Annotated in this window: 20 protein-coding genes; 8 read left to right on the forward strand and 12 right to left on the reverse strand. The window is 60.9% G+C overall.

The genetic code is table 11. From position 1 onward, the window contains the following. The first annotated feature begins 385 nt into the window (after positions 1–385). From R2APBS1_RS02005 to R2APBS1_RS02015, 3 genes are all read left to right on the forward strand, one after another. Positions 386–3,646, forward strand: coding sequence for an LAGLIDADG family homing endonuclease (locus R2APBS1_RS02005; protein ID WP_007511746.1), 3,261 nt, complete (start codon positions 386–388; stop codon positions 3,644–3,646). Between the two features lie 58 nt (positions 3,647–3,704). After that, the gene (locus R2APBS1_RS02010; RefSeq protein ID WP_015446661.1) at positions 3,705–4,394 is read left to right on the forward strand and encodes a hypothetical protein; all 690 of its coding nucleotides are present in this window, start codon (positions 3,705–3,707) and stop codon (positions 4,392–4,394) included. Positions 4,395–4,494: 100 nt separating this feature from the next. Continuing rightward, positions 4,495–5,247 (forward strand): TSCPD domain-containing protein, encoded by a 753-nt coding sequence (locus R2APBS1_RS02015; RefSeq protein WP_015446662.1) that lies wholly within the window; start codon positions 4,495–4,497, stop codon positions 5,245–5,247. Between the two features lie 180 nt (positions 5,248–5,427). Here R2APBS1_RS02015 and darG read toward each other — a convergent pair whose 3' ends face one another. The 5 genes from darG to R2APBS1_RS02035 form a co-directional block, all read right to left on the reverse strand. Then, positions 5,428–6,540, reverse strand: a complete 1,113-nt coding sequence (gene darG, locus R2APBS1_RS02020) for a type II toxin-antitoxin system antitoxin DNA ADP-ribosyl glycohydrolase DarG (RefSeq protein ID WP_015446663.1) — start codon at positions 6,538–6,540, stop codon at positions 5,428–5,430. Between the two features lie 168 nt (positions 6,541–6,708). Next, the gene (locus R2APBS1_RS19480) at positions 6,709–7,314 is read right to left on the reverse strand and encodes a hypothetical protein (RefSeq protein WP_015446664.1); all 606 of its coding nucleotides are present in this window, start codon (positions 7,312–7,314) and stop codon (positions 6,709–6,711) included. 708 nt (positions 7,315–8,022) lie between these two features. After that, entirely contained in the window at positions 8,023–8,871 is an 849-nt protein-coding gene (locus tag R2APBS1_RS02025) for a hypothetical protein (RefSeq protein ID WP_015446665.1), read from the reverse strand. 24 nt (positions 8,872–8,895) lie between these two features. Next, entirely contained in the window at positions 8,896–9,972 is a 1,077-nt protein-coding gene (locus R2APBS1_RS02030) for a response regulator (protein ID WP_015446666.1), read from the reverse strand. Further along, the gene (locus R2APBS1_RS02035) at positions 9,969–12,092 is read right to left on the reverse strand and encodes a sensor histidine kinase (protein WP_217154269.1); all 2,124 of its coding nucleotides are present in this window, start codon (positions 12,090–12,092) and stop codon (positions 9,969–9,971) included. The genes R2APBS1_RS02030 and R2APBS1_RS02035 overlap by 4 nt, the downstream gene beginning before the upstream one ends. A gap of 202 nt (positions 12,093–12,294) precedes the next feature. Here R2APBS1_RS02035 and R2APBS1_RS02040 point away from each other — a divergent pair, with 202 nt between their 5' ends. After that, on the forward strand, positions 12,295–13,308 hold the full coding sequence (locus R2APBS1_RS02040) for a DNA cytosine methyltransferase (RefSeq protein WP_015446668.1): 1,014 nt from the start codon (positions 12,295–12,297) through the stop codon (positions 13,306–13,308). On the opposite strand, the gene R2APBS1_RS19485 is transcribed toward R2APBS1_RS02040, so the two are convergent. Next, entirely contained in the window at positions 13,205–13,684 is a 480-nt protein-coding gene (locus R2APBS1_RS19485; RefSeq protein ID WP_015446669.1) for a very short patch repair endonuclease, read from the reverse strand. The two genes, R2APBS1_RS02040 and R2APBS1_RS19485, sit on opposite strands and share 104 nt — an antisense overlap. A 60-nt stretch (positions 13,685–13,744) precedes the next feature. Between R2APBS1_RS19485 and R2APBS1_RS02045 the strand changes: the two genes are divergently transcribed. After that, on the forward strand, positions 13,745–14,491 hold the full coding sequence (locus R2APBS1_RS02045; protein ID WP_015446670.1) for a restriction endonuclease: 747 nt from the start codon (positions 13,745–13,747) through the stop codon (positions 14,489–14,491). A gap of 65 nt (positions 14,492–14,556) precedes the next feature. Here R2APBS1_RS02045 and R2APBS1_RS02050 read toward each other — a convergent pair whose 3' ends face one another. Together R2APBS1_RS02050 and R2APBS1_RS02055 are read right to left on the reverse strand one after the other, a co-directional pair. Further along, on the reverse strand, positions 14,557–14,757 hold the full coding sequence (locus R2APBS1_RS02050; RefSeq protein ID WP_157769691.1) for a DUF3606 domain-containing protein: 201 nt from the start codon (positions 14,755–14,757) through the stop codon (positions 14,557–14,559). A gap of 271 nt (positions 14,758–15,028) precedes the next feature. After that, positions 15,029–15,310, reverse strand: a complete 282-nt coding sequence (locus tag R2APBS1_RS02055) for a helix-turn-helix domain-containing protein (RefSeq protein WP_015446671.1) — start codon at positions 15,308–15,310, stop codon at positions 15,029–15,031. A 915-nt stretch (positions 15,311–16,225) separates the two neighbouring features. On the opposite strand from R2APBS1_RS02055, the gene R2APBS1_RS02065 reads away from it, so the two are divergent. Together R2APBS1_RS02065 and R2APBS1_RS02070 are read left to right on the forward strand one after the other, a co-directional pair. After that, the gene (locus R2APBS1_RS02065) at positions 16,226–18,625 is read left to right on the forward strand and encodes a TonB-dependent receptor plug domain-containing protein (protein ID WP_015446673.1); all 2,400 of its coding nucleotides are present in this window, start codon (positions 16,226–16,228) and stop codon (positions 18,623–18,625) included. 10 nt (positions 18,626–18,635) lie between these two features. Further along, positions 18,636–20,816, forward strand: coding sequence for an Atxe2 family lasso peptide isopeptidase (locus tag R2APBS1_RS02070; RefSeq protein WP_015446674.1), 2,181 nt, complete (start codon positions 18,636–18,638; stop codon positions 20,814–20,816). Here R2APBS1_RS02070 and R2APBS1_RS02075 read toward each other — a convergent pair. Genes R2APBS1_RS02075 through R2APBS1_RS19990 form a run of 3 tightly spaced genes read right to left on the reverse strand, consistent with a single transcriptional unit; the run spans position 20,801 to position 23,429 of the window. After that, positions 20,801–22,549 carry an asparagine synthase-related protein gene (locus R2APBS1_RS02075; RefSeq protein WP_015446675.1) on the reverse strand — a complete coding sequence of 583 codons (1,749 nt, stop codon included), beginning with the start codon at positions 22,547–22,549 and terminating at the stop codon, positions 20,801–20,803. The genes R2APBS1_RS02070 and R2APBS1_RS02075 overlap by 16 nt on opposite strands. Next, positions 22,549–23,232 carry a lasso peptide biosynthesis B2 protein gene (locus R2APBS1_RS02080; RefSeq protein ID WP_015446676.1) on the reverse strand — a complete coding sequence of 228 codons (684 nt, stop codon included), beginning with the start codon at positions 23,230–23,232 and terminating at the stop codon, positions 22,549–22,551. The genes R2APBS1_RS02075 and R2APBS1_RS02080 overlap by 1 nt, the downstream gene beginning before the upstream one ends. Positions 23,233–23,282: 50 nt before the next feature. After that, entirely contained in the window at positions 23,283–23,429 is a 147-nt protein-coding gene (locus tag R2APBS1_RS19990; protein WP_015446677.1) for a benenodin family lasso peptide, read from the reverse strand. A gap of 427 nt (positions 23,430–23,856) precedes the next feature. On the opposite strand from R2APBS1_RS19990, the gene R2APBS1_RS02085 reads away from it, so the two are divergent. Then, positions 23,857–24,273, forward strand: a complete 417-nt coding sequence (locus tag R2APBS1_RS02085; protein WP_015446678.1) for an H-NS histone family protein — start codon at positions 23,857–23,859, stop codon at positions 24,271–24,273. Between the two features lie 178 nt (positions 24,274–24,451). Here R2APBS1_RS02085 and R2APBS1_RS02090 read toward each other — a convergent pair whose 3' ends face one another. Next, positions 24,452–25,072, reverse strand: a complete 621-nt coding sequence (locus R2APBS1_RS02090; RefSeq protein WP_015446679.1) for a GntR family transcriptional regulator — start codon at positions 25,070–25,072, stop codon at positions 24,452–24,454. Positions 25,073–25,129: the final 57 nt, after the last annotated feature.

Below are 25,129 nucleotides of genomic sequence, written 5' to 3' on the forward strand. Positions count from 1 at the left end.
GCTGCTTCGACCGGGGCGCGGCGTCACGGTTCCGTCCGGGCGAATGCTGCCGTGGGACTTTACAAGCATCGACGTCAGGGTTAACTTGCTTACCCGATATCAACCACAACATCTTGTGTTCACGAGCCAGCGCCGAGACAAGCACTGGTGTCGACCGTCGCGCTCTTGAGGGGGAGTTGTTGCCGTCGGGAATCAGCTGGCGCATGGGCCGGAGGGCAATCCTCGCTGGCCCTTCAGGTGCCGCCAACACGGCGTGGAAGACATTGCCGTATCGAATAAAAAAACAACGCCGGCCGCAGGGCCGCCGCGAGAGGTCAGGAAGCCGATGAGCACAATGCGTGCGCCAGCCACAAGTTCAGCCCCCAGCGCGAACCCAGGTTCAACCATGAACCCAGTTACCAACCGTGATGCCGCCGTGGAAATCCCGCTGCAGCCGGCGTCGTACGACATCTGGGACAAGAAGTATCGTCTGAAGGCGAAGTCCGGCGAGCCGGTCGACGCCACCATCGACGAGACCTACCAGCGCGTGGCGCGCGCGTTGTCCGAGGTGGAAGCCAGCGACGAGCTGCGCGGCCACTGGTACGAGCGTTTCCTGTGGGCGCTGCGCCGCGGTGCGATCCCGGCCGGCCGGATCACCTCCAACGCCGGCGCGCTGGCGCACAAGCCGGCCACCTCCACCATCAACTGCACCGTCTCCGGCACCATCCGCGACTCGATGGACGACATCCTGGAGAAGGTGCACGAGGCGGGTCTCACGCTGAAGGCCGGCTGCGGCATCGGCTACGAGTTCTCCACGCTGCGCCCGCGCGGCGCGTACGTGTCCGGCGCCGGCGCGTACACCTCGGGCCCGTTGTCGTTCATGGACATCTACGACAAGATGTGTTTCACCGTCTCCAGCGCCGGCGGTCGCCGCGGCGCGCAGATGGGCACCTTCGACATCAGCCATCCGGACGCCAAGGAATTCATCCGCGCCAAGCGCGAGGACGGTCGGCTGCGCCAGTTCAACTTGAGCCTGCTGATCACCGACGGCTTCATGCAGGCGGTCGAGCACGACCAGGACTGGCCGCTGGTGTTCCCGGTGCACGTGAAGGAACAGGACGAGCTCGACCTCACCGACCCGACCCAGGTGGTCTGGCGCGAATGGCCCACCCACGAGAACTACGTCGACCGCGAGGACGGCCTGGTCGCCTGCAAGATCTACGGCCACATCCGCGCGCGGCACCTGTGGGACATGATCATGGTCTCGACGTACGACTACGCCGAGCCCGGTTTCATCCTGATCGACAAGGTCAACGAGATGAACAACAACTGGTGGTGCGAGCATATCCGCGCCACCAACCCGTGCGTCACCGCCGACACCTGGGTGCAGACCGCCGAAGGCCCGCGCCAGGTCGGCGACCTGCTCGGCCACGGTTTCATGGCGCGGGTGGACGGCCAGGATCACGCCACCGGTGCCGAAGGTTTCTTCCGTACCGCGACCAAGCCGGTGCTGGCCTTGCAGACCGAAGAGGGCCACCGCCTGCGCCTGACCGAAGACCATCGCGTGCGCCGCGTCTCGCGCCTGACCCGCTGGAGCGTGGACACCGAGTGGTGCGCCGCCGGCGCGTTGCAGCCGGGCGACCGCGTGCTGCTCAACGACCACCGCGCCAACGCGCAGTGGCCCGGCGCGCTGAGCGCGGAGCAGGGCTACCTGCTCGGTCTGCTGGTCGGTGATGGCACGCTCAAGCACGAGGCCGCGGTGTTGTCGGTGTGGCCGCAGGCCGCCGTCGTGAACGGCTCGGTGAATGGCGGCGCCCGTGCGCTGATGGCCGAAGCCCTGCGCTGCGCGCAGACGCTGCCGCACCGTACCGATTTCGCCGGCTGGTCGGAAGTGGCCGGTCGCGGCGAATTCCGCATGAAGTCAGCCGCGTTGCGCGACCTCGCCTTCGAGTTCGGCATGGGCGTCGGCGACAAGGCGATCACCCCGGCGCTGGAACAGGCATCGAGCGAGGCCTACCGCGGTTTCCTGCGCGGCTTCTTCGACGCCGACGGTTCGGTGCAGGGCAGCCAGGCCAAGGGCGTGTCCGTGCGCCTGGCGCAGTCGGACCTGCCGCGGCTGGAAGCGGTGCAGCGCATGCTGCTGCGCCTGGGCATGCCGTCGCGCATCTACCGCGATCGCCGCGCCGCCGGCGCAAGCCGGCTGCCGGACGGCCACGGCGGCACGCGGGCCTACGCCACCCAGGCCCAGCACGAGCTGGTCATCGCCGGCGAGTCGCTGCAGCGTTTCGCCGAGCTGATCGGCTTTGCCGACAGCGACAAGGCCATGCGTCTCAAGGCGGCCCTGTCCGGTTACAAGCGCACCCTCAACCGCGCACGATTCGTCGCCACCGTCGAGTCGCTGCAGGCCGATGGCGTCGAGGACGTCTACGACGTGCAGGTGCCGGGCATCAACACCTTCGACGGCAACGGCCTGCACGCGCACAACTGCGGCGAACAGCCCCTGCCGCCGTACGGCTCGTGCCTGCTCGGCTCGGTCAACCTGACCACCTTCGTGCGCGACCCGTTCGGCCCGAAGGCGCGCTTCGACTGGGACGAATACCGCGAAGTGGTCAAGGTGTTCACCCGCATGCTCGACAACGTGGTCGAGATCAACGGCCTGCCGCTGGAGCAGCAGCGCAACGAGATCATGGGCAAGCGCCGCCACGGCATGGGCTTCCTCGGCCTGGGTTCCACCGTGACCATGCTGAAGATGCGCTACGGCTCGGCCGACGCAGTCGCCTTCACCGAGGACGTCTCGCGCGAGATGGCGGTGGCCGGCTGGGAAGTGGCGCTGGAGCTGGCGAAGGAAAAGGGCGCCGCGCCGATCCTGCTGCGCGACTACACCGTCACCGGCGACATGCTGCGCAAGCGCCCGGAAATGGCGGCCGACGGCTACAAGGTCGGCGACAGCATCCCCGGCCGCGTGCTGCACGCCAAGTACAGCCGCTACATGCAGCGCATCGCCACGGTGGCGCCGAACCTGGTCGAGCAGCTGGCCGAGACCGGCGCGCGCTTCACCCACCACAGCTCGATCGCGCCCACCGGCACCATCTCGCTGTCGCTGGCCAACAACGCCAGCAACGGCATCGAGCCCAGCTTCGCCCACAGCTATTCGCGCAACGTGATCCGCGAGGGCAAGAAGTCCAAGGAAAAGATCGAGGTGCTCAGCTACGAGCTGCTGGCTTACCGCGCCCTGATCAACGCCGACGCCAAAGTGTCCACCGACGAGGCGGCCAACAAGCTGCCGGACTACTTCGTCTCCGCCGACGACATCAGCCCGAAACAGCACGTGGACATCCAGGCCGCCTCGCAGAAGTGGATCGACTCGTCGATCTCCAAGACCGCCAACGTGCCCACCGACTACCCCTACGAGGACTTCAAGGACATCTACTTCTACGCCTACAAGCAGGGCCTGAAGGGATGCACCACGTTCCGCTTCAACCCCGCCGCGTTCCAGGGCGTGCTGGTCAAGGAAGCGGACCTTGAAAGCACCCTCTACCGCTTCGAGCTGGAGGACGGTAGTGTTGTCGAACTGAAAGGCAATGAGCAGGTGGAATACGATGGCGAAATGCACTCCGCCGCGAACCTCTTCGATGCCTTGAAGGAAGGCTACTACGGCAAGTTCTGAACCGTCGCACGCGCCCGCGTGCGGCAACTCAAGCGATCCACCGGAGGGGAACACCAGCATGTCCATCGATAACGAAGTTGAAATGAACGCCACCACCACGCCGGTCGCCGCCGAGGCACCTGCCGTCGTCCTGCCGGTTCTGCCGGAAGTGCCGCCGGCCGCGCCGGTTGCCGCACCCGCGCCGGCAAAGAAGAAGCCGGCAGCGAAGAAGAAGGCCGCCCCGAAGAAGGCCGCGGCCAAGAAGGCGGCGCCGAAGAAGGCTGCCGCCAAGAAGGCCGCGCCGAAGAAAGCCGCGGCAAAGAAGAAGGCAGCGCCCAAGAAGGCTGCGGCGAAAAAGGCCGCGCCGAAGAAGGCCGCCGCCAAGAAAGCCGTGAAGAAGGCGGCGAAGAAAGTGGCCCGGAAAGTTGCGAAGAAAGTGGCGGTGAAGAAGACCGCCGCGAAGAAGGCCGTCAAGAAGGTGGCCGCCAAGGCCGCTAAGAAGGCCGGCGCCGCGAAGAAGGCGGTGAAGAAGGTCGCCAGGAAAGTCGCCAAGGTGGTGAAGAAGAAAGCCGCCAAGGTCGCAAAGAAGGTCAGCAGCAAAAAGACGGCCGGCAAGAAGGCCGCACCGAAAAAGGCGGCAGCGAAAAAGTCCGCCAGCAAGAAGGCCGTCGCCAAGACGGCCAAGAGGTCCACTGCCAGCAAGAAGGCGGGCACCCGGTCGGCGGCGCGCAAGCCTGCCGCCAGGAAGGCCGCCGCAAAACGGAAGTAGGCAACACCCATCCGGCCCGGCCGTTGCGCCGGGCCGGATCTTTCGCCGCACGCCGCGTCCACTCCGGCACCAACACCGATAAATAGAAGAAGCGAACACCATGGCGATCAAGATCGACAAGAAGATCACCGGCTACAACGTGGTCAAACCCGAAGACAAGGTTGCCGCCACCCCGGTCACCGCCGCCGCGCCGAAAGAGGCGCCGTCGGCCGAAGTGATCCAGATGCACGAAAGCGTCGAGCGCCCGGAAACCCTGGTCGGCTCCACCTTCAAGATCAAGTCGCCGCTGTTCGAGCACGCGTTGTACGTCACCATCAACGACATCGTGCTCAACGCCGGTACCAAGCACGAGCTGCGCCGCCCGTTCGAGATCTTCATCAACTCGAAGAACATGGACCACTTCCAGTGGATCGTGGCGCTCACCCGCATCCTGTCCGCCGTGTTCCGCAAGGGCGGCGACGTCACCTTCATCGTGGAAGAGCTGAAAGCCGTGTTCGACCCCCGCGGCGGCTACTTCAAGGCCGGCGGCGTCTACATGCCCAGCATCGTCGCCGAGATCGGCGGCGTGATCGAACAGCACATGAAGAACATCGGGCTGATCCACGATCCGGAAATGGACGAGGCCACGCGCAAGCTGATTGCCGAGAAGCGCGCGGCCTACGAGGCGCTGGACTCAAAAAAAAACTCTGAAGTGAGCGGTACGCCGGCTGCCCCGAGCGCCGATGCCGCCGCGTCCGAGACGCTCACGTTTCCGCCCGGCTCGATGATGTGCGACAAGTGCAACACCAGGGCGCTGGTGCTGATGGACAACTGCCAGACTTGTTTGAATTGCGGGTATAGCAAGTGCGGGTGAATGTGCGCATACGAGTGAATTGAGCAAGGGGTGGCAGTCATGCCACCTTTTTTATTCTGCGCAATTCCTCGCAGTAAGTTTTCGCTTGTCGGCGAGACCGCTCAGGCTAACGCACCTGAGCTTCCTCGCACGATTAGGTGATGCGCTTCAGAGTCAACCCGCGCCCGCTGGTTTCGGCAGTCAAGCGGCTTCTGGCAAGTCATCGCTCAGATCCAAGCCCATCCAGCCAAGGAGTACCAGGCTGCGAATCGCATGGGCGACGGCGAGTCGCTTCTCGCCCGAGTCCCAAGCCCTCTTCCATTCGAGGATATAACTGTAGAGTTGCTGCTCGCTGACCTTCTGGTTCGGGTGCGCTGCCTTGAGTTGCCGGCTGGCATACAGGACGGTGATCACCTCTTCAGCCTGCTCGGTGCTCTTGATGCGGCTGAAAAGGTCTACTGTCTTGGCGATTTTCCGTTCGTAGGGACGATAGGCGACCTCAAGCTTTGCACGCTCTTTCTCGTACTGGGGCGTTGCCCGCAGTGAGATCATCCGGCCGAGCGGCTGTTCGTGCAGCCAGTTGCGGTTGGCAAGATCGGCCAAGGCGGGATTCACATCATCGGAAAAGGGGCCATAACTGCCCTTGCCGAATTGGAATCCGGTAGGTACGCCCATCTCGGTGACGACGTAGCAAATCTTCTGGAAGATCGTCCGCCCCACCGGATTGGCGTACGGCTGCCGTTGCAAACGTAGCAAGACCTCCATCAGCACGGTCCACGATGGATTCGCCCTCTCGTGTCTCCGACCTTTGCCGTCCAACGTCATTTGCGACGGACTCGCCAGGAAATCGGGTTCCAGTTGCGAACGCGGCGTGCCGTAGGGCGCGTAGACTTCCACGTCGACAGGCAGGTGGGCGAGTTTGCGATAGATCAGCGGGCCGACCTCTTCCCAGCCCAGGCCGCCATTGCCGCATCCGAGCGGCGGCAGGGCGATGCTGCGGATATCCCATTTGTCGAGGTGTGCAGCGAGGTAATCCAGGCCTGCTTCTATGTCGGCGATGCGCGAGGGCGAGCGCCAATGGCGCTTGGTTGGGAAGTTGAGGATCCAGGCACTCGTCGCGTCGCGGTACAGGTACGGCTCGCCGATGCGCACCCGGCCATCTTTGCAGCGGGATGCATAGTCCTTGAACATCGCCGGGTAGCGCTTCCTGAATTCCTGCGCGATACCTTTTCCCATGACGCCCACGCAGTTGACCGTATTCACCAAGACTTGCGCTTGGCTGGTAAAGAGGTCGCCGATGAGTGCCTTGAACATGATTGCAATCCGTCAACGGAAGAATAAAGCCGGATTGACGCTGACCGGCAGCGTGAACCCGAGCGCGGACAGCTTGTCTCGTGCAGCCGCGTCCACAACGTGTGCGAAACCGGGACGGAGGAGGTTAAATCGTTTGGTTCCTGAGTTCATCGTGCTCTGGCCTTCTGCTTAACTTCCTCCGTCCCGATTTCGGTCCCGATTTCGAACGGCCGGCATCGTGATCGCGGGGGGACGTTCTTCTGCGGGGCTGGTTGATGAGGAGAGGGTCGCAGTACCCGGTTTAGGATAGATCTGGCGCCCGGCACTAAACGCCTTTTTAGAGCGGGCGACATACCATGCGTTCATTCTGATATCCCAGCTTCGAGCAGCACAGAATTGTTGCCAGTCAAGTTCGATGACGCGCTCCAGAGCGAGCTCGTCATTAACCAGCACAATGAGGATGAATTCGAACAGCTGCCGATCTCTGTCTGACGGATCCGGGTAAATGGTTCCCGTCTTCCTGGCTTTCTGGAGAGTTTTGATGGAGTAGCGGTTTCCTTCCCGAGATATAGCATCGATGTTCTTGGTGCCGCGGGGAGCGGCGGCGAGCAAAGAGAGGTCCGGTCGCTCTTTAAACAAAGAGATGGCAAGCTTTTCGCCGATTTCCCCGACATTGAAATTCAGGCCGCGTTTCCTCGCCTCTGTGTCAACAGCGGCACGTAGTTCCATAAGCTGTACGTCGCTGAGGGAATGCAGGTCTGCAGGTTCCCTGGAAATCTTGTTGTCACTCTTCATGCGTTCTGGCCGCTCCCCGGATATTGATCAATATAGCCTCCTCCGACAGCAGGAATGCTCGGCATTGTCTGATTACTTCGTCTTCGGGGAGCCTGGCGGGACCTTTGAGGCTGCACCCCATACATTTGCAACGCGCCATCCCGACTCCAGCAGGACAGTCGTGGTCCGCTCATCCCCGAAACCGAAATCGGGACGGAGGAGGTTAAATCGTTTGATTCCTGAGTTCATCGTGCTCTGGCCTTCTGCTTAACTTCCTCCGTCCCGATTTCGGTCCCGATTTCGCGAGCCCATCGGCTCGATCACGCGCCGGCTCGACATTCGGGATCATGCGAAATACGAAGGAGCGGGGGCTCTAGCCTAAGCGTAGGCGTCACCGGTGAGAAGAAGACAGCAAACCTCCGGCGGCGAACTTTCACAGCTTGGGGATCCACGACATACCGCGTCGGCGCGGCGCCTCCCCATTGCGTGGAGCGCCGACTTTTCGCCCAGCCTGTCGTCCGATACTGTCGATGGCGAACCAGATCACGTCGGTGCCGTGCTTGCGGTCCACCCATAGCTCGGTCCGCAATCCGTAGGCGGAGTCGGAATGGCCCACGTGCGCACGCCATCGCCGAATGGGTCGTTGCGACAGCTTGGCGCCGACGTGGCCAGCATCTGCACGACGAGGCCGTAGCGGCAGAAGAAATTAAAGAGGACGTCGAGTTGCAGCTAATCGCCTTGTGGGTGGCCCCCACCATTACGGTCGTTCCACCATGCATGCAGCAGCATTTCACCGAGCAGGACAGAGGCGTCCACTTGCCGTCTTGAGCCCTCCAATTGCTCTACCAGTCGCCTCTGCAGCTCCTCGCCGAAAGGATCCGTTGCAAAGGTGCCGCCAGTTCTTCTGGGAGTCCATCGGGCCAGCCGTTCGATTTCCCGGATGTCCAGGCCATCGACTTGCTCTCTCAGGATCCGCAGCAGGTCTTCCAGTGGCAGTTCCGAAGTTCTGATCCAGGAAGGATCGAGCCCGACTAGCGAGCCCAGTTCTTCTACGGAAAACCCCAATGCCTGCATTCCTTCCGGGGTGAGCGCCGACCGAGGGCAGGCATGAAAGGGAAATCGCTTCGTACAAGCGATCACCACTTGTGCCAGTTTGGCGATATGTTCCCTGCAGCAGTCGGTGACATCCCTGTGCAGAAGTGTGTCCGGAACCTGATCCTCGGTCCCAGCGAAGCAGTGGCTCCAGCGTCGGGATGCGCCATGGCCACGGCTGACGCCAACCAGCGAGATGCGTCCTTCCTTCTGCGAATAGTTGCGCAGCTTCAGGAAGAATCGCATTGCCGGGTCACGCGACATTGCCGTCTGCTGCATGGCCCACCATGCGTCGAAGCCGGGAACTCGCGCCATCTCTTTCTGGGTCAGAAAGGTGACGCTTCGGGAGGCGGATACGAAGGCATTGAGGCAATATCCGAACTCGGCGCCTCCACGCCTTCGCATCAGGCCTGTGAAGTATTCGGCTTCGAGAAGCCGTTCCTCCACCAAAAGGAGACTGGTGAGCGGACGACGGGACTTGGTCATGCTTCTGCCAAGTTCGTGACCCAATCAATCGCTTGAAAAGCTCGGGGTGCCGATGCGGCTGAAGTAACCGCCGAACCTCTCGACCAGGGACGGAACGAAGAGCGGAGAGAGCGAGGCGAAGCGGAGGCTAGGCAACTCCTTCAATGCCTGTTCCGCAGGAAGAGCCAATATGTCGTGGAACTGGATCATCCACGGGCCGCGCTGGTTGGAGTCCAGGTCACGCAAGGGAAACAGGAAGTGCTGTTTTGGCGATCGGGCGTGTTGTATCAGGTTGGCGCACTCCTTTTCCTTTTTCGAGTCGGTCAAGTCCCTCCATTTCGCAGAGATGTCATCGCAGGCGGCGAGAAGGATCGTGTTGACCTTTCCTTCGTTGGCTAGATCACAGCGAGGGCTGACCACGATCCATGTTTTCCCGTCGCGATCGAGGAGATCGCCTGTATCCAGACGACTCTTCAGGGGCGGAACGAAATACGACTCCTCGGGATGAGTGGCATCCCCGCCCGCACTCAGCAGGGCATCATGGACATGGGCGACGACATGACGGGCAACAATGTCTGCCAATGCAATCCCGTTCTCCGCACCACCGTTGGTCCAGTGCTTCCAGCGAGGCCAGATGGACTGGAAGAACACTCTCGCCGTTTCCCGGTCAAATGCCGCCCTGACCATGCGAAGCTGGAGGAACATGTCCATGTGTTTGGCCAGCCATTTGAAGACTTGGTCGAGGCCATCTCCCTTGTCCATGATCTGGACCTGGGGAACACCATAGCCATCCCTGTCGGCTTCGGACTGCTGTCCTGTGTGCACAACCACACCGAGAGGCTGTGTGGCAATGATGTGGCGGACCAGCTCGTTGCCGTGGCTGTTGTTCTCCGTGACACCTTCTTCGACCTGCAATCGGAGATCGACCACCGCAGCGTCAAACCGGTGGAAATCGAGCTTTCGCTTTGCGTCCGGCACGGATTTGGATACGACGTGTTCGACCTGGAATCCCTTGTTCCCGGCATCGGCATTGTGTGCGGCGATGGCGTCGTTCCACTCGTCGATCTTAGAGTCGTCGTCCTCGACGATGAGTACCTTCAGGATGTGGGCGACATCGGTCATTTGGCTGGGGCTCTCCGCATCTCGATCACAAATGTCGTCTCTTCCGCTTCGGAGTCAAAGGCGACGTCTCCCTTGCTTGCCCGCATAGCCTCCCGGGCTATGGCCAAGCCGATGCCGGAGCCTTCCGTCTTCAGGGAAAATCCCGGATTGAACAGGTTTGCGTGGAATCTTTCCGCAACTACCGGGCCGTTGTTGGATATGGCAAGGCGGACATACTGCTTGGACTGGCTGATAGCGAACCTGATTCTGCGTGGACGCACAGGACTGCTTCCGAGCCAGTGCACGGCGTTGTCGATGATGTTGAGCACCGCAGCCATCAGATCGGATTCGTATCCGGTGACGAGTGCGGTATTGCCGGCGCTCTGAATGTCCGATTCGATCGACAGCTGGCCGAGAGCATCGCCGTAGAGGTTGATGCAACGATCGATGATCTCTTCCACGCTGAAGATCTTGGGACGTCCCCGCTTTTTCCCCGATATGGGATCGAGCGATTTGAAGAGCTTGCTGAGGTGTCCCGCCGAACTGTGGACCGACTTCGCCTCCTTGCCGAAGCTGGCTCTGAAATGTGAGCCGAATGCGGATTGTTCCTCCAGCCGCGGCGCACCATCGGCCAGGCGTTTGGAGCGGGTCGAGATATCCGAGAGGTACCGCCGTCCGTCATGAAGTACCTGGGAGACGACAAGGCCCAGTGTGGAGCGTGAAGCCAGCACTTGCTGGTAGGTTTCGAGCTCCGCAATGGACGTCTTCAGTGCGACGCTGTCCTGCTTGATGGCCCGTTCGATCCGGTTGCGGTAACGAAGGGGAAGGTCGGCGACAGCACGGGTGGTTGCCCTCAGGTTCGCCCGGTTCCGCATTTCGCCGGTATCGACGGTGCTTTTGCGGCTCAGTCCGGCCGTCTGGCGAAAGTCCTGGCGGATGGATTCGACTTGGGCCAGCAGTTCGGTTACAAGACGCTTCAGGCGCTCGAAGGCCCCATTGTGTTCGAGCCCTTCGCGGCTGCTGCGCTCGACCAACCCGGATTCCTTCTCCCCCTGGATTTCCACCAGCCCCCAGACCTGGTTCAGTCCGAGTTTGCGGGAAGGGTTCTGCACCCTCATCCGTTCCAGTTCGAGCCAGTCGGTTTCGGCATCGCCGTAAGGTCTGATGCGAAATCCGTTCCTGTATATGCCGATGCCTATGTTCTCGTCGAGCACGCGCTTAGCATCGAGTCGGCCGATGCCCCCCAGGCCAAGTTTCTCGAAGAGTTCGACGATGGCGTTCCCTTCGCGGTCATAGATGTTCAGACGCAGATTTACCTTGCCGCAGGAAGCCTCCTCCGGCTGGAGCTCGGAGGCAGGTATGTCGATCGGCTGCGCCTTGGCATCTCCTCGCTGGTTGACGAGGGTACCCTTGAAGCGGCCCTTCGAATCGAAGGTCCCCTTGACCATGTAATGGAAGACGCGGTCGATCCCGAATGGTCGGATCTCGGTGGGGTCCGGTTGCCCGCCTTCCTCCTCGATGCCCGCCAGCAGGCCGGATACGAGGGGCTGACCGTCGAATCCGTGGATCTCCTCGTGAAAACCGGACAGATCCAGGTATATCCGGAATTCGTCTTCCCTTGTCCTGATCGGGGAGGCAAGCCTCCGCAGCTCGCGTATCAGCTGCTCAAGCTGTTTTTTCGTCCACTTGTCGCGCAGGGCGTGGATTTCCAGGCGCACTCCCTGGGCCTCCCCACGTCCACCGGGCTTGGTTGATATGGGGATGTCGATCTGATCGAGATACGTCGCTTGCTCGAAGCGATCCCAGTTCACGTCGATCTCGCTGATCTCCAGCCGATGGCCGGGGATCTTCCTGGCGGTTCGCAGGTGCAACCGCTTGCCGAGTCGCGCTGTGGCAAAACGCCCGACTCCCTTGGCGCCGAGCATCGTGCGGTTTTTGGGGCTTAGCCGTCGCTCGACCTTGTCGCTGGTGGCTGGCTCGAACCACTTTTCCAGCAGGTCGTTGCCGGACATGCCGTGGCCTGCGTCGGAGACGGTGATGGTCCCGTTGTCGCCTGTCCAGATACCGTCAGCCGGTGGCGAAATCGTGATACGGACCGACGGGGAATCGGCATCGAAGGCGTTCTTGACCAGCTCGATCAACGCGGCCTCGGGACCGCTGATCAGCTGGTCACCGATGGTTCTGACAATCCTGGCTCGTGGCCGAAGTCTGGGCATTGCCTCTCCTGATGGCAGTCTCTGGCGGTCCGGGAGCGGAACCGATCACAATGCCCCTGTTACCACCTGGTCAGGTCGAAACGAGCCTGGTAGGCTCGCTCCTAATAATGTACAAGATGAATCCATCGTGAAAACATTTGCGGATCTGTTCTGTGGCGGAGGGCTTGGCGCCCGGGGGGCGGTCAATGCGGGACTGCAGCCACTGGTTGCCGTGGATCTGTGGGATATCGCCTGTCAGACCTACAGCCACAATTTCCCGTCTGCGACAGTGCTGAACCGCCGCATCGAGGAGATCGACCCTTTGCAGTACGCGAGGCCGGGGGGGGTGGACCTCCTGCTTGCGTCGCCCGAGTGCACGAACCACTCAGTTGCGAAGGGGGCCGCTGTAAGGGATGAGGGCAGCCGCGAGACCGCACTGCATACGATCAAATGGATCGCAGCGCTCAGGCCGCGCTGGTTCGTGATGGAGAATGTCAAGGAAATGAGGGCCTGGCCACGTTACCGGGAGCTTCACAACACATTGTCGGCGCTCGGCTATCAGGTGCGCGAGGAAGTGATCAATGCTGCCCAGTTTGGTGCCCCGCAGGCGCGAGTCAGGCTGTTCCTGATCGGTGGATTGAACATGCTCCCCCCAGCGATTACTCCATTGCCCTGTACGCCTGTCAGGACAGTCAGGGACATTCTCGACCCCGACGGGACGTGGCCCGAGCAACCCCTGTTCGTTGCGGGACGTGCGGCGAACACCGTGGTAAGAGCAAGGAATGCCATCAGGACACTGGGTCGTGACGCGGAATTCCTGCTCGTCTATTACGGATCCGGCGGGGAACGGAGCTGGCAGACTCTGGATCAGCCGTTGCGGACGGTTACCACGATCGACCGGTTCGCGCTCGTCCGGAAGCGGCGTGGGCGGTACATGATCCGGATGCTGCAACCCTCGGAACTGGCAAGAGCCATGTCGCTGCCTGATGCCCACGCCTTTCCGGTAGGAACGCGGCGTGAGAAGGTCAAACTGTGCGGCAACGGAATCTGCGCAACAGTCATCGAGACGATCGTGGAGCACCTGAAGGCCGTCGAGTTGGCCGAGTCTGACGCGATACAGAGGCAGGCAGAGTGTCAAGACCGAATAGCTTTGCCAGCCTGATCTCCAATGCGGCCATGTCTCGGGTCTCGCATTCCCAGATCACGTGCACGGTCCAGCCATCGATTTCAAGCGCAGCAATGTTCCGTCGGTCCCTCGACTGGTTGGCCAGGAACTTCTGCCGCCAAAATTCCTGGCGCGTCTTCGGCGTGGTGGTCCACTTGCAGCCGTGTCTGTGCCAGAAGCAGCCATGAACAAAGATTATCTTCCTGTGCTTTGGGAACACGAGATCAGGCCGGCCGGGAAGGTTGCGTACATGCAGCCTGAAGCGTAATCCGAGTCTATGTGCACAGGAGCGCACAGCCAGCTCGGGGGCGGTGTCGCTACCCCGGATTCTGCTCATCATCCGGCTACGGATGGCTGGTGAAACTGTGTCCATTTGGGCTCGGTTGTAACCAGTCCGTATCAAATTCTGTACCAACAAGCTCGGAGCGAGCCAATGAACCAGGAGATGCCCGAATGGAAGCTATACGAGCGGCTGGTGGCGCGCATGCTTGTCGAGCAGTTGGAAACCGACCTCTGCGTTACGCCAAACGCGTATATCGTCGGCAGGATAACCGGTGTACCCAGACAGATCGATGTACTCATCGAGACACGGCATGACACCGACAACAGTCGCCGCATCATCGTGGATGCAAAGAAGAGATCGCGGAAGATAGATGTCAAGGATGTAGAGAGTTTCAGGGGGCTCATGGAGGATGTCGGTGCGACCCACGGTTACCTTGTAAGTCCGGCCGGCTACACCAAGGCCGCGGGAAAGAGGGCCCAAGCCGCCGTCTCCATTCGCATTGTGCCGCTGGATCGCCTGGAGGACTTCGACCCCTCTACATGGCCACGTTGCCAGAGGGAGGGCTGCAAGCACGGTCGCGTTTTCTGGGACGGCTATCCCGAACTCACCGTGGTCCTCCGGCCGCTTGATGATTCAGAGCCGGTGCACCAATCGTCGGTGCACTACGTCGGGAAATGTGATCGCTGCGGGCGGTTTCATGTGCGGTGCCTCGTTTGCAATGACATCCTGGCTCCTCCCGAGGACGATGAAGACGATTGCGGCCACCAATGCAGTTGCAGACCTCCTTGGTTCTGGCTCGCTTCCATCGAAGAGGACGAGGATGGCCATGACTCGGCCGAGCTGCATGCCTGCCTGATGACTGGCCGAGTCATAACCGTCGACCGGCGGTCGCTTTGAGGTGGTGAAGCCGAATCCTTGGCGCGGCACGAATCGCAAGAATTGGAGCCTCCGAAAAAGCCGGGTCACGTCGCATCCACAGCAAGATCATGCTTATCGACGTCACGGGGTTCTGAGCTGCGTGTGGCCAAGTACAGCCCGACAAGGCCCACTGCTGTGCTGTCCATGATGCGCACTGCGCTGGACAGCTCTGCATCGCTGCAGCTGAAGTTGCCGCACCAGTAGGCCCGAGAGAGTGGGCTATCCATGTCGATATGCTCGTCCATGGCCGTCATGTTTCCGCAGCTTGGGCGTCGCGGATATCAGCGGCTGGATCGGTGTTCTGTAGGCGTTTGCCGCAGCTCGGTGGTATGGGCTCCCAACGCTAGAGTCAGCCGCTCAGTAGCGTCAATCGAAACTCTGGTGACGCGTCGCTCGAATCTGCATTGAGTCTTCCCGTTCACCCAGCGCAGGTAGCGACTGTTCGCGGAAATGCGATCAGGTGCCCGGTAGAGAAGGGTCGATCACTGAGAAGGCTTAGGCATGGACCCACTTGCGCTAGCGAGAGGTCCGGCCTGTTGAACGCGGTCCACCATCAACAAGCATCTTCTCAAACCGCTTTACGAAGCCAACCAAATCTTGATCGCAGGCTTGGCAGTATTCACGCAACTGAAGCAGATCAAGCCGTCGCCCACCGCGCTCGACGTCGCTGATGTAGGACTGCGACCGCTCTAGCAATGCGGCGAGTTCGGATTGCTTCAGACCAGCCTTGTCCCGGACTTCGATCAGCAGTTCGAGTAGCGCTTGGTACTCGGGTTTGTGAATCGATTTGGCGGACATTGCGGCTTCATAAGTGAAAGGCCGCTCCTAACCTATATCTAGTTTTGAGGTATCTGAAAAGGAGATATTGGCGGATGGGTCGGTCTGTTAGTGATCAGCCGCCTTTTGAAGCTTGGGCGCGCTAGTTCCATCAGCGATCTCCTCCTCAAACTTCCTTACAAAGCCGACCAAATCTTGGTCACAGGCCATGCAGAACTCGCGTAGTTGGAGCAAATCCAGCCTTCGGGAGCCTCGTTCGACGTCGCTGATGTATGGCTGCTTCCTTCCCTTAAGTAGTGCGGCCAAGCTTGCTTGGTTCGGATGGGCTTTAGTCCGCATCTCGCGTAGCAGCCTCAGCAGCACTTTGTACTCGGGTTTGTAGATCGACTTACGAGTCATCACGGCGTCCCACAGGGTAGGCCGCACCCAACCTATATCTGATTCTCAAATATCTGAAAATCAGATATACTCATTTCCGCGGGATGCCAATCACCACGCTGGACAAGGCGTGCGGGCCTCCATCTATCGGGAGCTACCGGGAACACCCGGGGCGATCTACAGGACAGCCTTGCCAAAGGTCAGTCGAACAACCGGAGACACAGCATGTTGAAGAGCTCATCGGTTCGTAGTGGCCAGTCCAGCTCAGGGACAGAGCGACCTAACGCCACTGAGTCTGGGGGAGGAAGCGTGAAAGCTATGCCAGATGGAGTTGGGGTCACGAGGCATCGCTACAGAGCAGAGGCATTTCCCAGTGACTTTGGAATGGAAGCGGTGCCACACGCGCGGCGCCGATGAAATGGCGACACGTGGCCCCGCCAGCGGCATAGCCGGTGTATGGGCAAGCCATAAACAAAACAGATCTCGCCCGACGACCTTGCCAACTCCGGAACACCACCGGATTGGCAGGCTAAGGGGCCAACCAAGGGGAAGGGAATCATGAAGATCAGCACGTTACGCAAGGCCATTTCTATCGCATTGCTCATGGCTGCCACCAGCAGCGGCGAGTGGGCCATGGCTCAGGACATCACGAAGGATGCGACCGGGCAGGGCAGGGTGCCCGCGACCGAGGCGTCCGCCAAAGCGCAATCGAAAAAATCGAAAGACACCGCCTCGCCACCCGCAACCACCGATCTGCAGTCCGTGACCGTCACTGGCACGCGCATCCGCGGCGGCACCACACCCTCGTCGGTGATCACCATCGGCAGCGAGCAGATCCAGCAGGAAGGTTTCGCGGATCTCGGCGACGTGATCCGCAGCGTGCCGCAGAATTTCTCCGGGGGGCAGAACCCGGGCGTGATCGGCGTTGCCAGCGGCGTCGGTAACCAGAATCTCACTGGCGGCTCCGCATTGAACCTGCGCGGGTTGGGTGCCGACGCATCGTTGACGCTGCTCAACGGGCGACGCCTAGCCTACGACGGGTTTTCCCAAGCCGTGGACATCAGCGCCATCCCGGTGGAGGCGGTCGAGCGCCTGGAGATCATTCCGGACGGTGCGTCGGCAATCTACGGTTCGGATGCGGTGGGCGGCGTGGCCAACGTGATCCTGAAGTCCGACTTCGATGGGGTGACCTTGGGGGCGCGATACGGTGGCGCGACCGATGGCGGGCTGGCGACGCGCGAATACGCCGCGACCGCCGGCACCACTTGGGCCGGCGGCGGACTGATCGTGACCCTCAAGGATGTCGATGTCGATCCCATCTATGCGCGCCAGCGCAGTTACACCAGTCATCTGTTCGAGCCGTATACGATTTACGGTGGCAGCGATTCACGCAGCGGCCTTGTCAGCGTGCACCAGTCGATGGGCGATGTGGCCGAATTGAGGCTTGACGCGCTTAGGACCGAGCGCGACATGACGAGCTATGTTGCCACTCGGGCGAACTCTTACTATCACTACAGCCCGGAGAACTCGATCACGCTGGTCTCGCCCAGCATCGCATTCAACCTTCGCAATTATTGGTCCCTCACCTTGAGCGGGACCTATGGCGAGGACGACACCGTCTATGCGCGCGATCTCGTCTCGGCGGCGGGTAGCGTCTTGGTCAGCCGGAACTACTACCGCAACATAAGCCGTTCCGATGAGATCGGCGCCGAAGGCCCGCTGTTCCCCGTGGGGGGAGGGGACGCGCACTTGGCCATCGGTGCCGGGGCGCGGAACTATGGATTCCACTATGTGCCGAAGGTTTCCGGCAGCCCTTTCGGTGGCGACGAAAATGTTCGTTTCGCCTACGCCGAGCTGGCTGTTCCGTTCGTTTCGCCTGCCTCGAATATTCCGGGCATCCATCGCCTGGAATTCAGCGCTGCGGTGCGTGGCGAGAACTACGACAGTTTTGGACGGGTGACCACGCCGAAATTCGGGCTGATCTATGATCCCACCGCCGACTTGACGTTCAAGACCTCCTGGGGAAAATCGTTCAAGGCGCCGACAATGTTGCAGCGCTATGAGGGCGGGGACGCCTATTTGTGGAGCGCCCCTGCGGTGGGCGCAATCGGCAGTCCTGCGGATGCCACCGTATTGATGTCCTATGGCGGTAACGCCGACCTGCGTGCCGAACGAGCACGCACCTGGACGGCCTCGCTGGCCCTGCATCCGGAAGCCTTGCCGGGGTTTGACGCCGAGCTGACCTGGTTTGACATCGACTACACCGACCGGGTGGTCGAACCGGTCAACTACCAGCAGGCACTGAGCGACCCGGCCTATTCGGACTTTGTGGTTCGATCGCCGACGCCCGAGCAGATTCAGGACCTCCTTGCAGTCTACGACAGCGCTTTTTACAACCTGTCGGGCGTGGCCTATGACCCGAGCAAGGTGGTGGCGATTATCCACGACGAGTACGTGAACGCGGCACGGCAGCGGATCAAGGGCCTCGATTTGTCAGGTTCGTACCGCTTCGGTCTTGGCAGCGGTCAGCTGACAGTACGCGGGTCGGCCAGTTGGCTCGATAGTGCGCAGACAACCAGCGCCGGCCAGCCCGAGCAAACACTCGCCGGTACCGTGTTCAATCCGGCCAGGCTCAAGGGCCGCGTCGGTGCGGTTTGGGTCTCGGGGGGCTTCAGCGCGTCGGGCTTCGTCAACTACACCGGTGGGGTAACCAACCGCCTCCCGACGGTGACGCAGAAGACCTCGTCGTTCACCACGGTGGACACCACGCTCAATTACGACATCGGTAAGCGCGCCGGCGCCTTATCGGGGCTAACGCTCGGGTTGTCGGTGCAGAACCTGCTGAATCGCATGCCTCCGCTTTATACCGCGCTGTATGCGACATACGTGCCGTACGACGCTACCAACTACTCGGCAATCGGACGCTTCGTCAGCGTTTCGGTTTCCAAGCACTGGTAGGGGAGGGGACATGGAACTTTTCCATCAATCGGCCGCGTGGGCGGCCGTGACGGCACGCATGCGTCTGGATCCATCGTTCAGAAAGCGCCGCACGCGTTGGTTTCCGGCACTTGCGCTGGTGTTGGGCATGGCTGTCGTCGGCCTGTCGCCCGCGGAGGCGATTTCGCCGCGGCGCCTGCTGGAGGTGACCGACCTGGGTAACCCGGTGGTCTCACCCGATGGGCGATACGTGGCGTTCCGCGCCGAACAGGCCTCGGTCGAGCGCAACACGTACGACACCACGTGGTACGTACAGGGCTTGGATGGGAAATCTCCGCCGCTCCGTGTAGCGGACGGAGGTGTACCGCTGCGCGAGTACGTCAACGGGGTCGGGTTGCCATCACCAGCAGTTTGGTCTCCGGATGAAAAGTGGATCTACTATCGCGCCCGCCTTGATGGCCGGATTTCCGTCTGGCGTGCGGCAGCAGATGGCTCCGGGGCTCAGGCGGTGACGTCGGATCCGGCGGACGTGCGGGATTTCGCGCTGAATGCTGACGGGCAAACGCTCACATACAGTGTTGGCGCGAACCGGGAAGATGTCGTCGCTGCGGAAGAGGCCGAGTACTACGGCGGCATTCGGATCGACGACACGGTGAATATCGCTGCCGGGCTGTTCCGGTCGAGCAAGTTCGATGGACGACCGGCGACGCAGCGGTTCCTCGGAGATTGGTTCTCGATGGGGCCATTGCTGGCAAAGGTGCCGGACCATTGGAAGGCCGTTGACCTGTCGACGATGACAACCCGGGGCCTATCCGCATCGGAGCTGCTGGTGCCTCCACTGACACCGGCTGACCTTGCACCCGGTCTGCCGGCGGCGCCGACCAGGATCGCCCGAAGTCCGGGCGATGAGCGCATCGCGCTGCTGATGCCCGGAAAGAAAGAGAGGGGGGTGCTGACGAGTCGATATGTGGAGCTGGCCATGCTGCCGGACAGGCGCGCTTCGCACCCTATCCGGTGTATGGCCGAGCTGTGCCGCCACAAAGACATCACGGGTATCCAGTGGCGACCCGGGACCGATGAGATCCTGTTCACGGTTACCGACTATGACCGAACCCAATCGATCTATGGATGGAACGTCATAACGGGCATGGTGCGGCCGATCGTGCTTTCCAATGGACTGGTCAGCGGAAGCCAGCGTTACTGGGACATTCCCTGCGCATTGTCGTCCAACACACTGGTGTGTGTCGCGGCTGAGGCCGATCGCCCGCCCCGTCTTGAGGCGATCGATCTGAAGAGCGGCTATCGACGGATACTGTTCGAGCCGAACAAGAAGCTGGAGGCGGATATCGCGGCTACGGTTCCGGCAAAGCTGATCCACTGGAAGGACGCGCAGGGGAGGGAATTCACCGGTCAGCTATTCGAGGCGCGCGGAGCGAGCACTGAACATCCACCACCGTTGTTTGTGAACTTCTATAACTGCTATGGCTTTCTGCGCGGCGGGGTGGGTGACGAGTGGCCGCTTGCCTCCCTTGCCGAAGGTGGCATCTCGGCGCTGTGCATCAACGCGGTTCCGGAGTTTCGCCTTGACGTCGTGGCGCATTACGACCAGGGGCGCTCGGCCGTCGAGAGCGTCGTGAAGCTCCTGGCTGCTGAAGGGCGCATCGATCGAACCCGTGTCGGCATGGGCGGACTCAGCTACGGCAGTGAGGTGACACTGTGGACGATGGCGCATTCGGATGTAGTGAGTGCCGCTTCCGTAAGCGGCATCTCGGTGACGCCAACTTATTACCTGTTCAACAGCCTGCGGAATGCCTTCCGTTCCAGTCTTCGCGAAATGTGGCAGCTTGGCGCACCAGATGAAACACCTAAACGGTGGAAGGAAATCTCGCCCGCGTATCAGCTCGACAGGATCAAGGCGCCGATCCTGTTCCAGTTGCCTGAGCAGGAATATCGGATGACGCTGGACTACGTGCTACCGCTGGAGCGCAGGCACCAAGCGGATATCTATGCGTTCCCGGACGAGCCCCATATCAAGTTTCAGCCCAGGCACAAGCTGGCGGTGTATGAGCGTAACGTCGACTGGTTTCGCTTCTGGCTAGAGGGATATCAAGACCCAAGCCCGGAAAAAGCTGGGCAATACCGCATTTGGCGTGGAATGAAGGGCAGGACCTCGCGATCACGTTCTGGTACGGGCGCCTACCATGGATCGTGACCTTGTTGACGCGCCCAGTTCTCGGCCGCGCACAGGTCGAAGATGCGAAGAAATGACAGATCCCGGGGCGCAAGTTCATTGGTGAAGAAATTCGCCAATGCGGAACGGTCTAGCAGGTCATGCGCGCGTAGCTGCCCATCCTCCAGGGACTCGCGCATCTTCGGCTTGTTGCGCGTGTAGATAGCAGCCATGTGGCCGGTGTACGAGCCCTTGCTGCGTCGATCGAGAATTTCGCTCGGTAGTTGATCGGCAAAAGCCTCGCGGGCGATCGCGCGGTTTCGCCCGTCGGCGATCCACATCCAGGTCGGGACTTTCAGGCACGCCTCCATGACGGGTTGAGACAGCAGCGGAAAATACATGGAGCGTCCCAGACCGCGTGATGCAGCATCCCTGAACAACTGGGTTCCGATCAAGTTATGAATTTTCTCGCGATCACCCGACAGCGCGTCCGAGGGCGCGTCCATCCAGGGGTGGTGCTCAGGCACAGTTGTCACCCAGGATGGGTTGAGCAGAGTGCGATCCGCCTTCCAGGCCGTGCGTGGCCGACGCAGCATTTTCTTGAGAGTCAATCGGCCGGCCTTGAAAACCGTGCATCGGTGAAGGGTTGCGAGATCCTCGATGGCTGTAATGCCTGCCATGACGCCACGTTCCCGGAACGCGTCGGCGGCGGGCGCGGCGGTCTTCAGATAGCAGAAAATGGTATCGCCGCCGACACCCGAAAAGAAGCCATCCGCGCCATGTAGGGTACCTGCTGCCTCCCAGGCTTCGTTCAAGGCATTCTGCGGAATCCCTATCGCAGGAACGACGGATGAGCGAGGCACGGCAAATTCAACTTGTACATCGTCGAATCCAACTTCCACGGGGAAGAGCCCTTGGCCCAACGTGTCCGTCACCAGTCGGGCATATGGACGCTCGTCGGTTCCGGCCACGGGCATGACCAGCGTGCAAAAAGTGGCGCGCAGCGAAGCATCACGCAGGCAGGTGGCGACGACGGAGGAATCCAGTCCGCCCGATAATTCGACCACGAATTTGTTGTCCCTCGCAGATAGAGCCCTGACCACGTTGGATACGGTGGATCGGACATCTTCGGCTGCTTCACGAGGATATTTGTGCCGGACGCCTTTCTCCACGAAGTGCCAAGGCGACCATGCGGAACGGATTGAAGCATCCCTCCCTCGGCAAGTCAGCATGTTGCCTGGAAGTAATTCCTTGACGTGCTTCAATGCCGTATGAGACGTCTTCAGGCAGGGGAAATTGAGGCAGTGTGCGATGATCTGCCAGTTCACCTCCCTGCGATAGAGTCCCAGATCGACTGCAAGGCCGATATCCGAAGTGATGAAGCCTTCACCATCGGCCAGCGAATAGACGCATGGCACGGCGCCCGAGGGGTCGCGCAGCAAGGTGATCGCCGAGCGATCGTTGCGGTCGACAAGAATGGCGAGATAGTCGCCCCAAATGTTATGCAGCAGGTGATTGCTGAGTTCGCACGTCGAACCGTCGATATCCAGACGTTGCGAGATTGGCTGGCCGGCATTGGTGAAAGCCTGGCCGATAAGCAGGCCGTGCCCGGGCATTTCAAGGATAGGGGCATCAGCGGAAACGAAGACCTTGGCCGAGGCTGATTCAAGCCTGCAGATCATTCCCGCAGCGCGCAGGAGCGTGTCCAGCTGCGGCGTGTAATCGGCGTTTCGATTCAACCTCCCGCCGAGCAGAATGATATAGCGGCATATCATCAGACGCTCCTGATGGGAGTATGCGCATTGGCGTCGGAGAGCGTTTCATTCAAGACAATGTCTCCAGCCTGCACCCAGCAGTGCGCCGCAAATGGCTCCGAAGTCACGCCGAAGACAATGTTTGTCGGCATTCCCCGCCGCGCAAGGAACCGGAGCAGGGACAAGGAGTCTAGAAGGCAGATCGGCTCGATCGGCGCGTAGCGTCGCGCATAAGCGAACTGCCAGTTTGCATGGATCAGGTTGTCCTCAAGAGCGGCGGGCTCAGCGACTTTGCGTAGAACGCATTTTCTGTCGCGATATGCGCTGGCTTCGTCGAGATTCGTTTTTAGTGGGCGAACCTTCAGCTGACGACACGTAGACCAGACGATCGCCATGACTTCGACGATAGCAGTCATGTTGAGCCGGCGATCACCGATTGTAGGGGGTCGTTCGATTGCGCTACGGGATGGGCGTTGGATACTCGCTGTCGCGACATACACTCCGTCTGGTGCTTCAACCAGTATTCCCGCAGTTGTGAGGTCCTCCAGAAGCATGGGAGCGATATCTTCATTGGCCTGGAAGCGTCGCATGGTTTTCTCGCGATGACCGGTCAGTCTGAAGTACCGGTCTCGCGCTATGTCGAGAAAAATCATATGGCCGTCCACGTCACAGCACGAGAGATCTTCTCTAAGTTGGTAGCTCATCGTCTGCCTCCCAAGAGTAGGGCGCGCACCTTGGTGCGCGCCCGGAGCCCTTATTCCTCGGAAATGCCGGGAATCATCGGCTTGCCTTGCCCGCCCCCCTCGGTTACGCCAAACTCGCCCTTGGTTTCAACGCTGGCGATGCCGAGCTCGATGACGTCTTCCGGCGCGTTGGTACGGATGTTCTCGTTCGTGTTCATCTCAGTCTCCTGCGGTCACGTCATGGCAGTCCCATGACGCGATCAGCGTAGGAGTCGGAATTTTTGATTTTCAAATGATTTTTGCGCTGTCATCCGATGATTATTCCGGAAGCGTGACCGCCGCCCTGTAATGCCGGGCCCTGCTTCGACGCCTCTTCGGCTGGCGGCATAGCCGCACGTTGCGCACGCCGCTGAACTCGATCGCCCGAACCTGCCGCTCGTAATCAACTCGCTGGCGCTGATCAGCCTCGGGCTGCGCTGTACGTGAGGTTCCTCGACGTTAGTTCCGAGGCATTCACCCACGCATCGCCACCCATGCAGTGAAGTAAGCGGGAGCCGTGTAAGGGAATGCCCTTTCCTTTTGTAGGTGAATTCCTATTCACTCGGGTAGACTCTCGTCTTTGACCCACTGCCGAAGAGCACAATCATGGCCATTAATCTCGACACGCTGTCCCCTGCCGAACTCAAGGCGCTCATCGCCAATGCCCAGTCGCAGATGCAGGCTGCCCACACCAATCACGTCAACGAGGTACGGGAAAAAATCGAGCGTTTGCTGAAAAGCAGCGGCCTCACCCTGGCCGACGTGTATCCGGCACGTAGCGGCAAAGGCGCCAAGGGGCCGAAATCGGTAGTGGCCCCCAAGTATCGCAACCCTGCGAACGCCGCCCAGACATGGTCGGGTCGTGGCAAGCGGCCGCTGTGGTTCGTGCAGGCCTTGAAGAAGCGCGGTACCACCGCCGAGAGCCTCCTGATCGAGGGCGCACCCAAGGCGGCTCCGGCGAAGGCCGTCAAGAAGGGCGTAGCCAGGAAAGTTGCAAAGACCGCTGCCAAGAAAGCGGCCTGAGGGACCGGCGAGATACGTTCCGCGGCGCAGGTGAAAACCTGCGCCCGGAATTCGGGCATCTTTCCAGCCCCCCGAAAAGCGGCTGTTTGAGACCCACTTGCCGGCAGGGCCACGCCGAAACGGGCAACCGTTGTGGTCGCGCAAAAGCGGATCCGCTGGCAGGGGACATCGGCGAGGTCTAGTGAAGGTAATCGCTGCCGTCGCTCAGCAAGGCCACGATGCACGGGACGAGCTGTTTCCGTCGCTCGTGATAGTCGCTTAGGGCAGACCTCAGGGCCTGGATGTCGCGCGTCTCCCAATGCCGGTTCAGCTCCGAAAGCTCTTCGAAGCGGTTCTTGAGCAATCCTTGCTTGGCCCGGCGTATCGGCGCCAGTCGGTCGTTGGCCTGCTTCACTGCAAGGTGCAGCGACCCGTGTGCCGTCGCGCGGGCGATCGCATCGAACAGCTGCCACGTCAGCTTGACCAGATCGCCATCGGCAGCCACGAGTTCCAGTTTCCCTGTCTTCTGGATTGCCGGCGGCTCGCCGATATCGCATGCCATCAGCAACAGCCGTTCCATCCAGTCGTAGAGGTTGCGCAATGCGACTTCGTTGAGCAGCGGCACGTGCAGTCCGTTTCGGGCATGGTCGGTGACCATGCCTTCACCAACCAGGCGGTACAGCGCGAATCGAACCGGCGTAGGACTGGTCTTGAATTCGGAGGCGAGCTTGGCCGGATCGATCCGCTGCCCGGGCGTGTAGCGTCCCGCCTGCAGGGCACGCCTGACCTGTCCGTACACGAGTGTGCTCTTGGAGTCCATTCGGGCGGACCTCCCGGCCTGCTTTTAGCACGAAGGTTATTGCGGCGCAACGTAATA

The organism is Rhodanobacter denitrificans, from assembly GCF_000230695.2.
GTDB lineage: Bacteria > Pseudomonadota > Gammaproteobacteria > Xanthomonadales > Rhodanobacteraceae > Rhodanobacter > Rhodanobacter denitrificans.

Excerpts from the sequence above, each read along its gene's own strand:
- R2APBS1_RS19990 (WP_015446677.1), bottom strand. The coding sequence starts at position 23,429 with ATGAACACGAACGAGAACATCCGTACCAACGCGCCGGAAGACGTCATC.
- R2APBS1_RS02090 (WP_015446679.1), bottom strand. The coding sequence starts at position 25,072 with ATGGACTCCAAGAGCACACTCGTGTACGGACAGGTCAGGCGTGCCCTG.
- R2APBS1_RS02065 (WP_015446673.1), top strand. The coding sequence starts at position 16,226 with ATGAAGATCAGCACGTTACGCAAGGCCATTTCTATCGCATTGCTCATG.
- R2APBS1_RS02025 (WP_015446665.1), bottom strand. The coding sequence starts at position 8,871 with ATGACCAAGTCCCGTCGTCCGCTCACCAGTCTCCTTTTGGTGGAGGAA.
- R2APBS1_RS02030 (WP_015446666.1), bottom strand. The coding sequence starts at position 9,972 with ATGACCGATGTCGCCCACATCCTGAAGGTACTCATCGTCGAGGACGAC.
- R2APBS1_RS02050 (WP_157769691.1), bottom strand. The coding sequence starts at position 14,757 with ATGGACGAGCATATCGACATGGATAGCCCACTCTCTCGGGCCTACTGG.
- R2APBS1_RS02010 (WP_015446661.1), top strand. The coding sequence starts at position 3,705 with ATGTCCATCGATAACGAAGTTGAAATGAACGCCACCACCACGCCGGTC.
- R2APBS1_RS02055 (WP_015446671.1), bottom strand. The coding sequence starts at position 15,310 with ATGTCCGCCAAATCGATTCACAAACCCGAGTACCAAGCGCTACTCGAA.
- R2APBS1_RS02085 (WP_015446678.1), top strand. The coding sequence starts at position 23,857 with ATGGCCATTAATCTCGACACGCTGTCCCCTGCCGAACTCAAGGCGCTC.
- R2APBS1_RS02045 (WP_015446670.1), top strand. The coding sequence starts at position 13,745 with ATGAACCAGGAGATGCCCGAATGGAAGCTATACGAGCGGCTGGTGGCG.
- R2APBS1_RS02005 (WP_007511746.1), top strand. The coding sequence starts at position 386 with ATGAACCCAGTTACCAACCGTGATGCCGCCGTGGAAATCCCGCTGCAG.
- R2APBS1_RS02080 (WP_015446676.1), bottom strand. The coding sequence starts at position 23,232 with ATGAGCTACCAACTTAGAGAAGATCTCTCGTGCTGTGACGTGGACGGC.
- R2APBS1_RS02070 (WP_015446674.1), top strand. The coding sequence starts at position 18,636 with ATGGAACTTTTCCATCAATCGGCCGCGTGGGCGGCCGTGACGGCACGC.
- R2APBS1_RS19480 (WP_015446664.1), bottom strand. The coding sequence starts at position 7,314 with ATGAAGAGTGACAACAAGATTTCCAGGGAACCTGCAGACCTGCATTCC.
- darG (WP_015446663.1), bottom strand. The coding sequence starts at position 6,540 with ATGTTCAAGGCACTCATCGGCGACCTCTTTACCAGCCAAGCGCAAGTC.
- R2APBS1_RS02015 (WP_015446662.1), top strand. The coding sequence starts at position 4,495 with ATGGCGATCAAGATCGACAAGAAGATCACCGGCTACAACGTGGTCAAA.
- R2APBS1_RS02075 (WP_015446675.1), bottom strand. The coding sequence starts at position 22,549 with ATGATATGCCGCTATATCATTCTGCTCGGCGGGAGGTTGAATCGAAAC.
- R2APBS1_RS19485 (WP_015446669.1), bottom strand. The coding sequence starts at position 13,684 with ATGGACACAGTTTCACCAGCCATCCGTAGCCGGATGATGAGCAGAATC.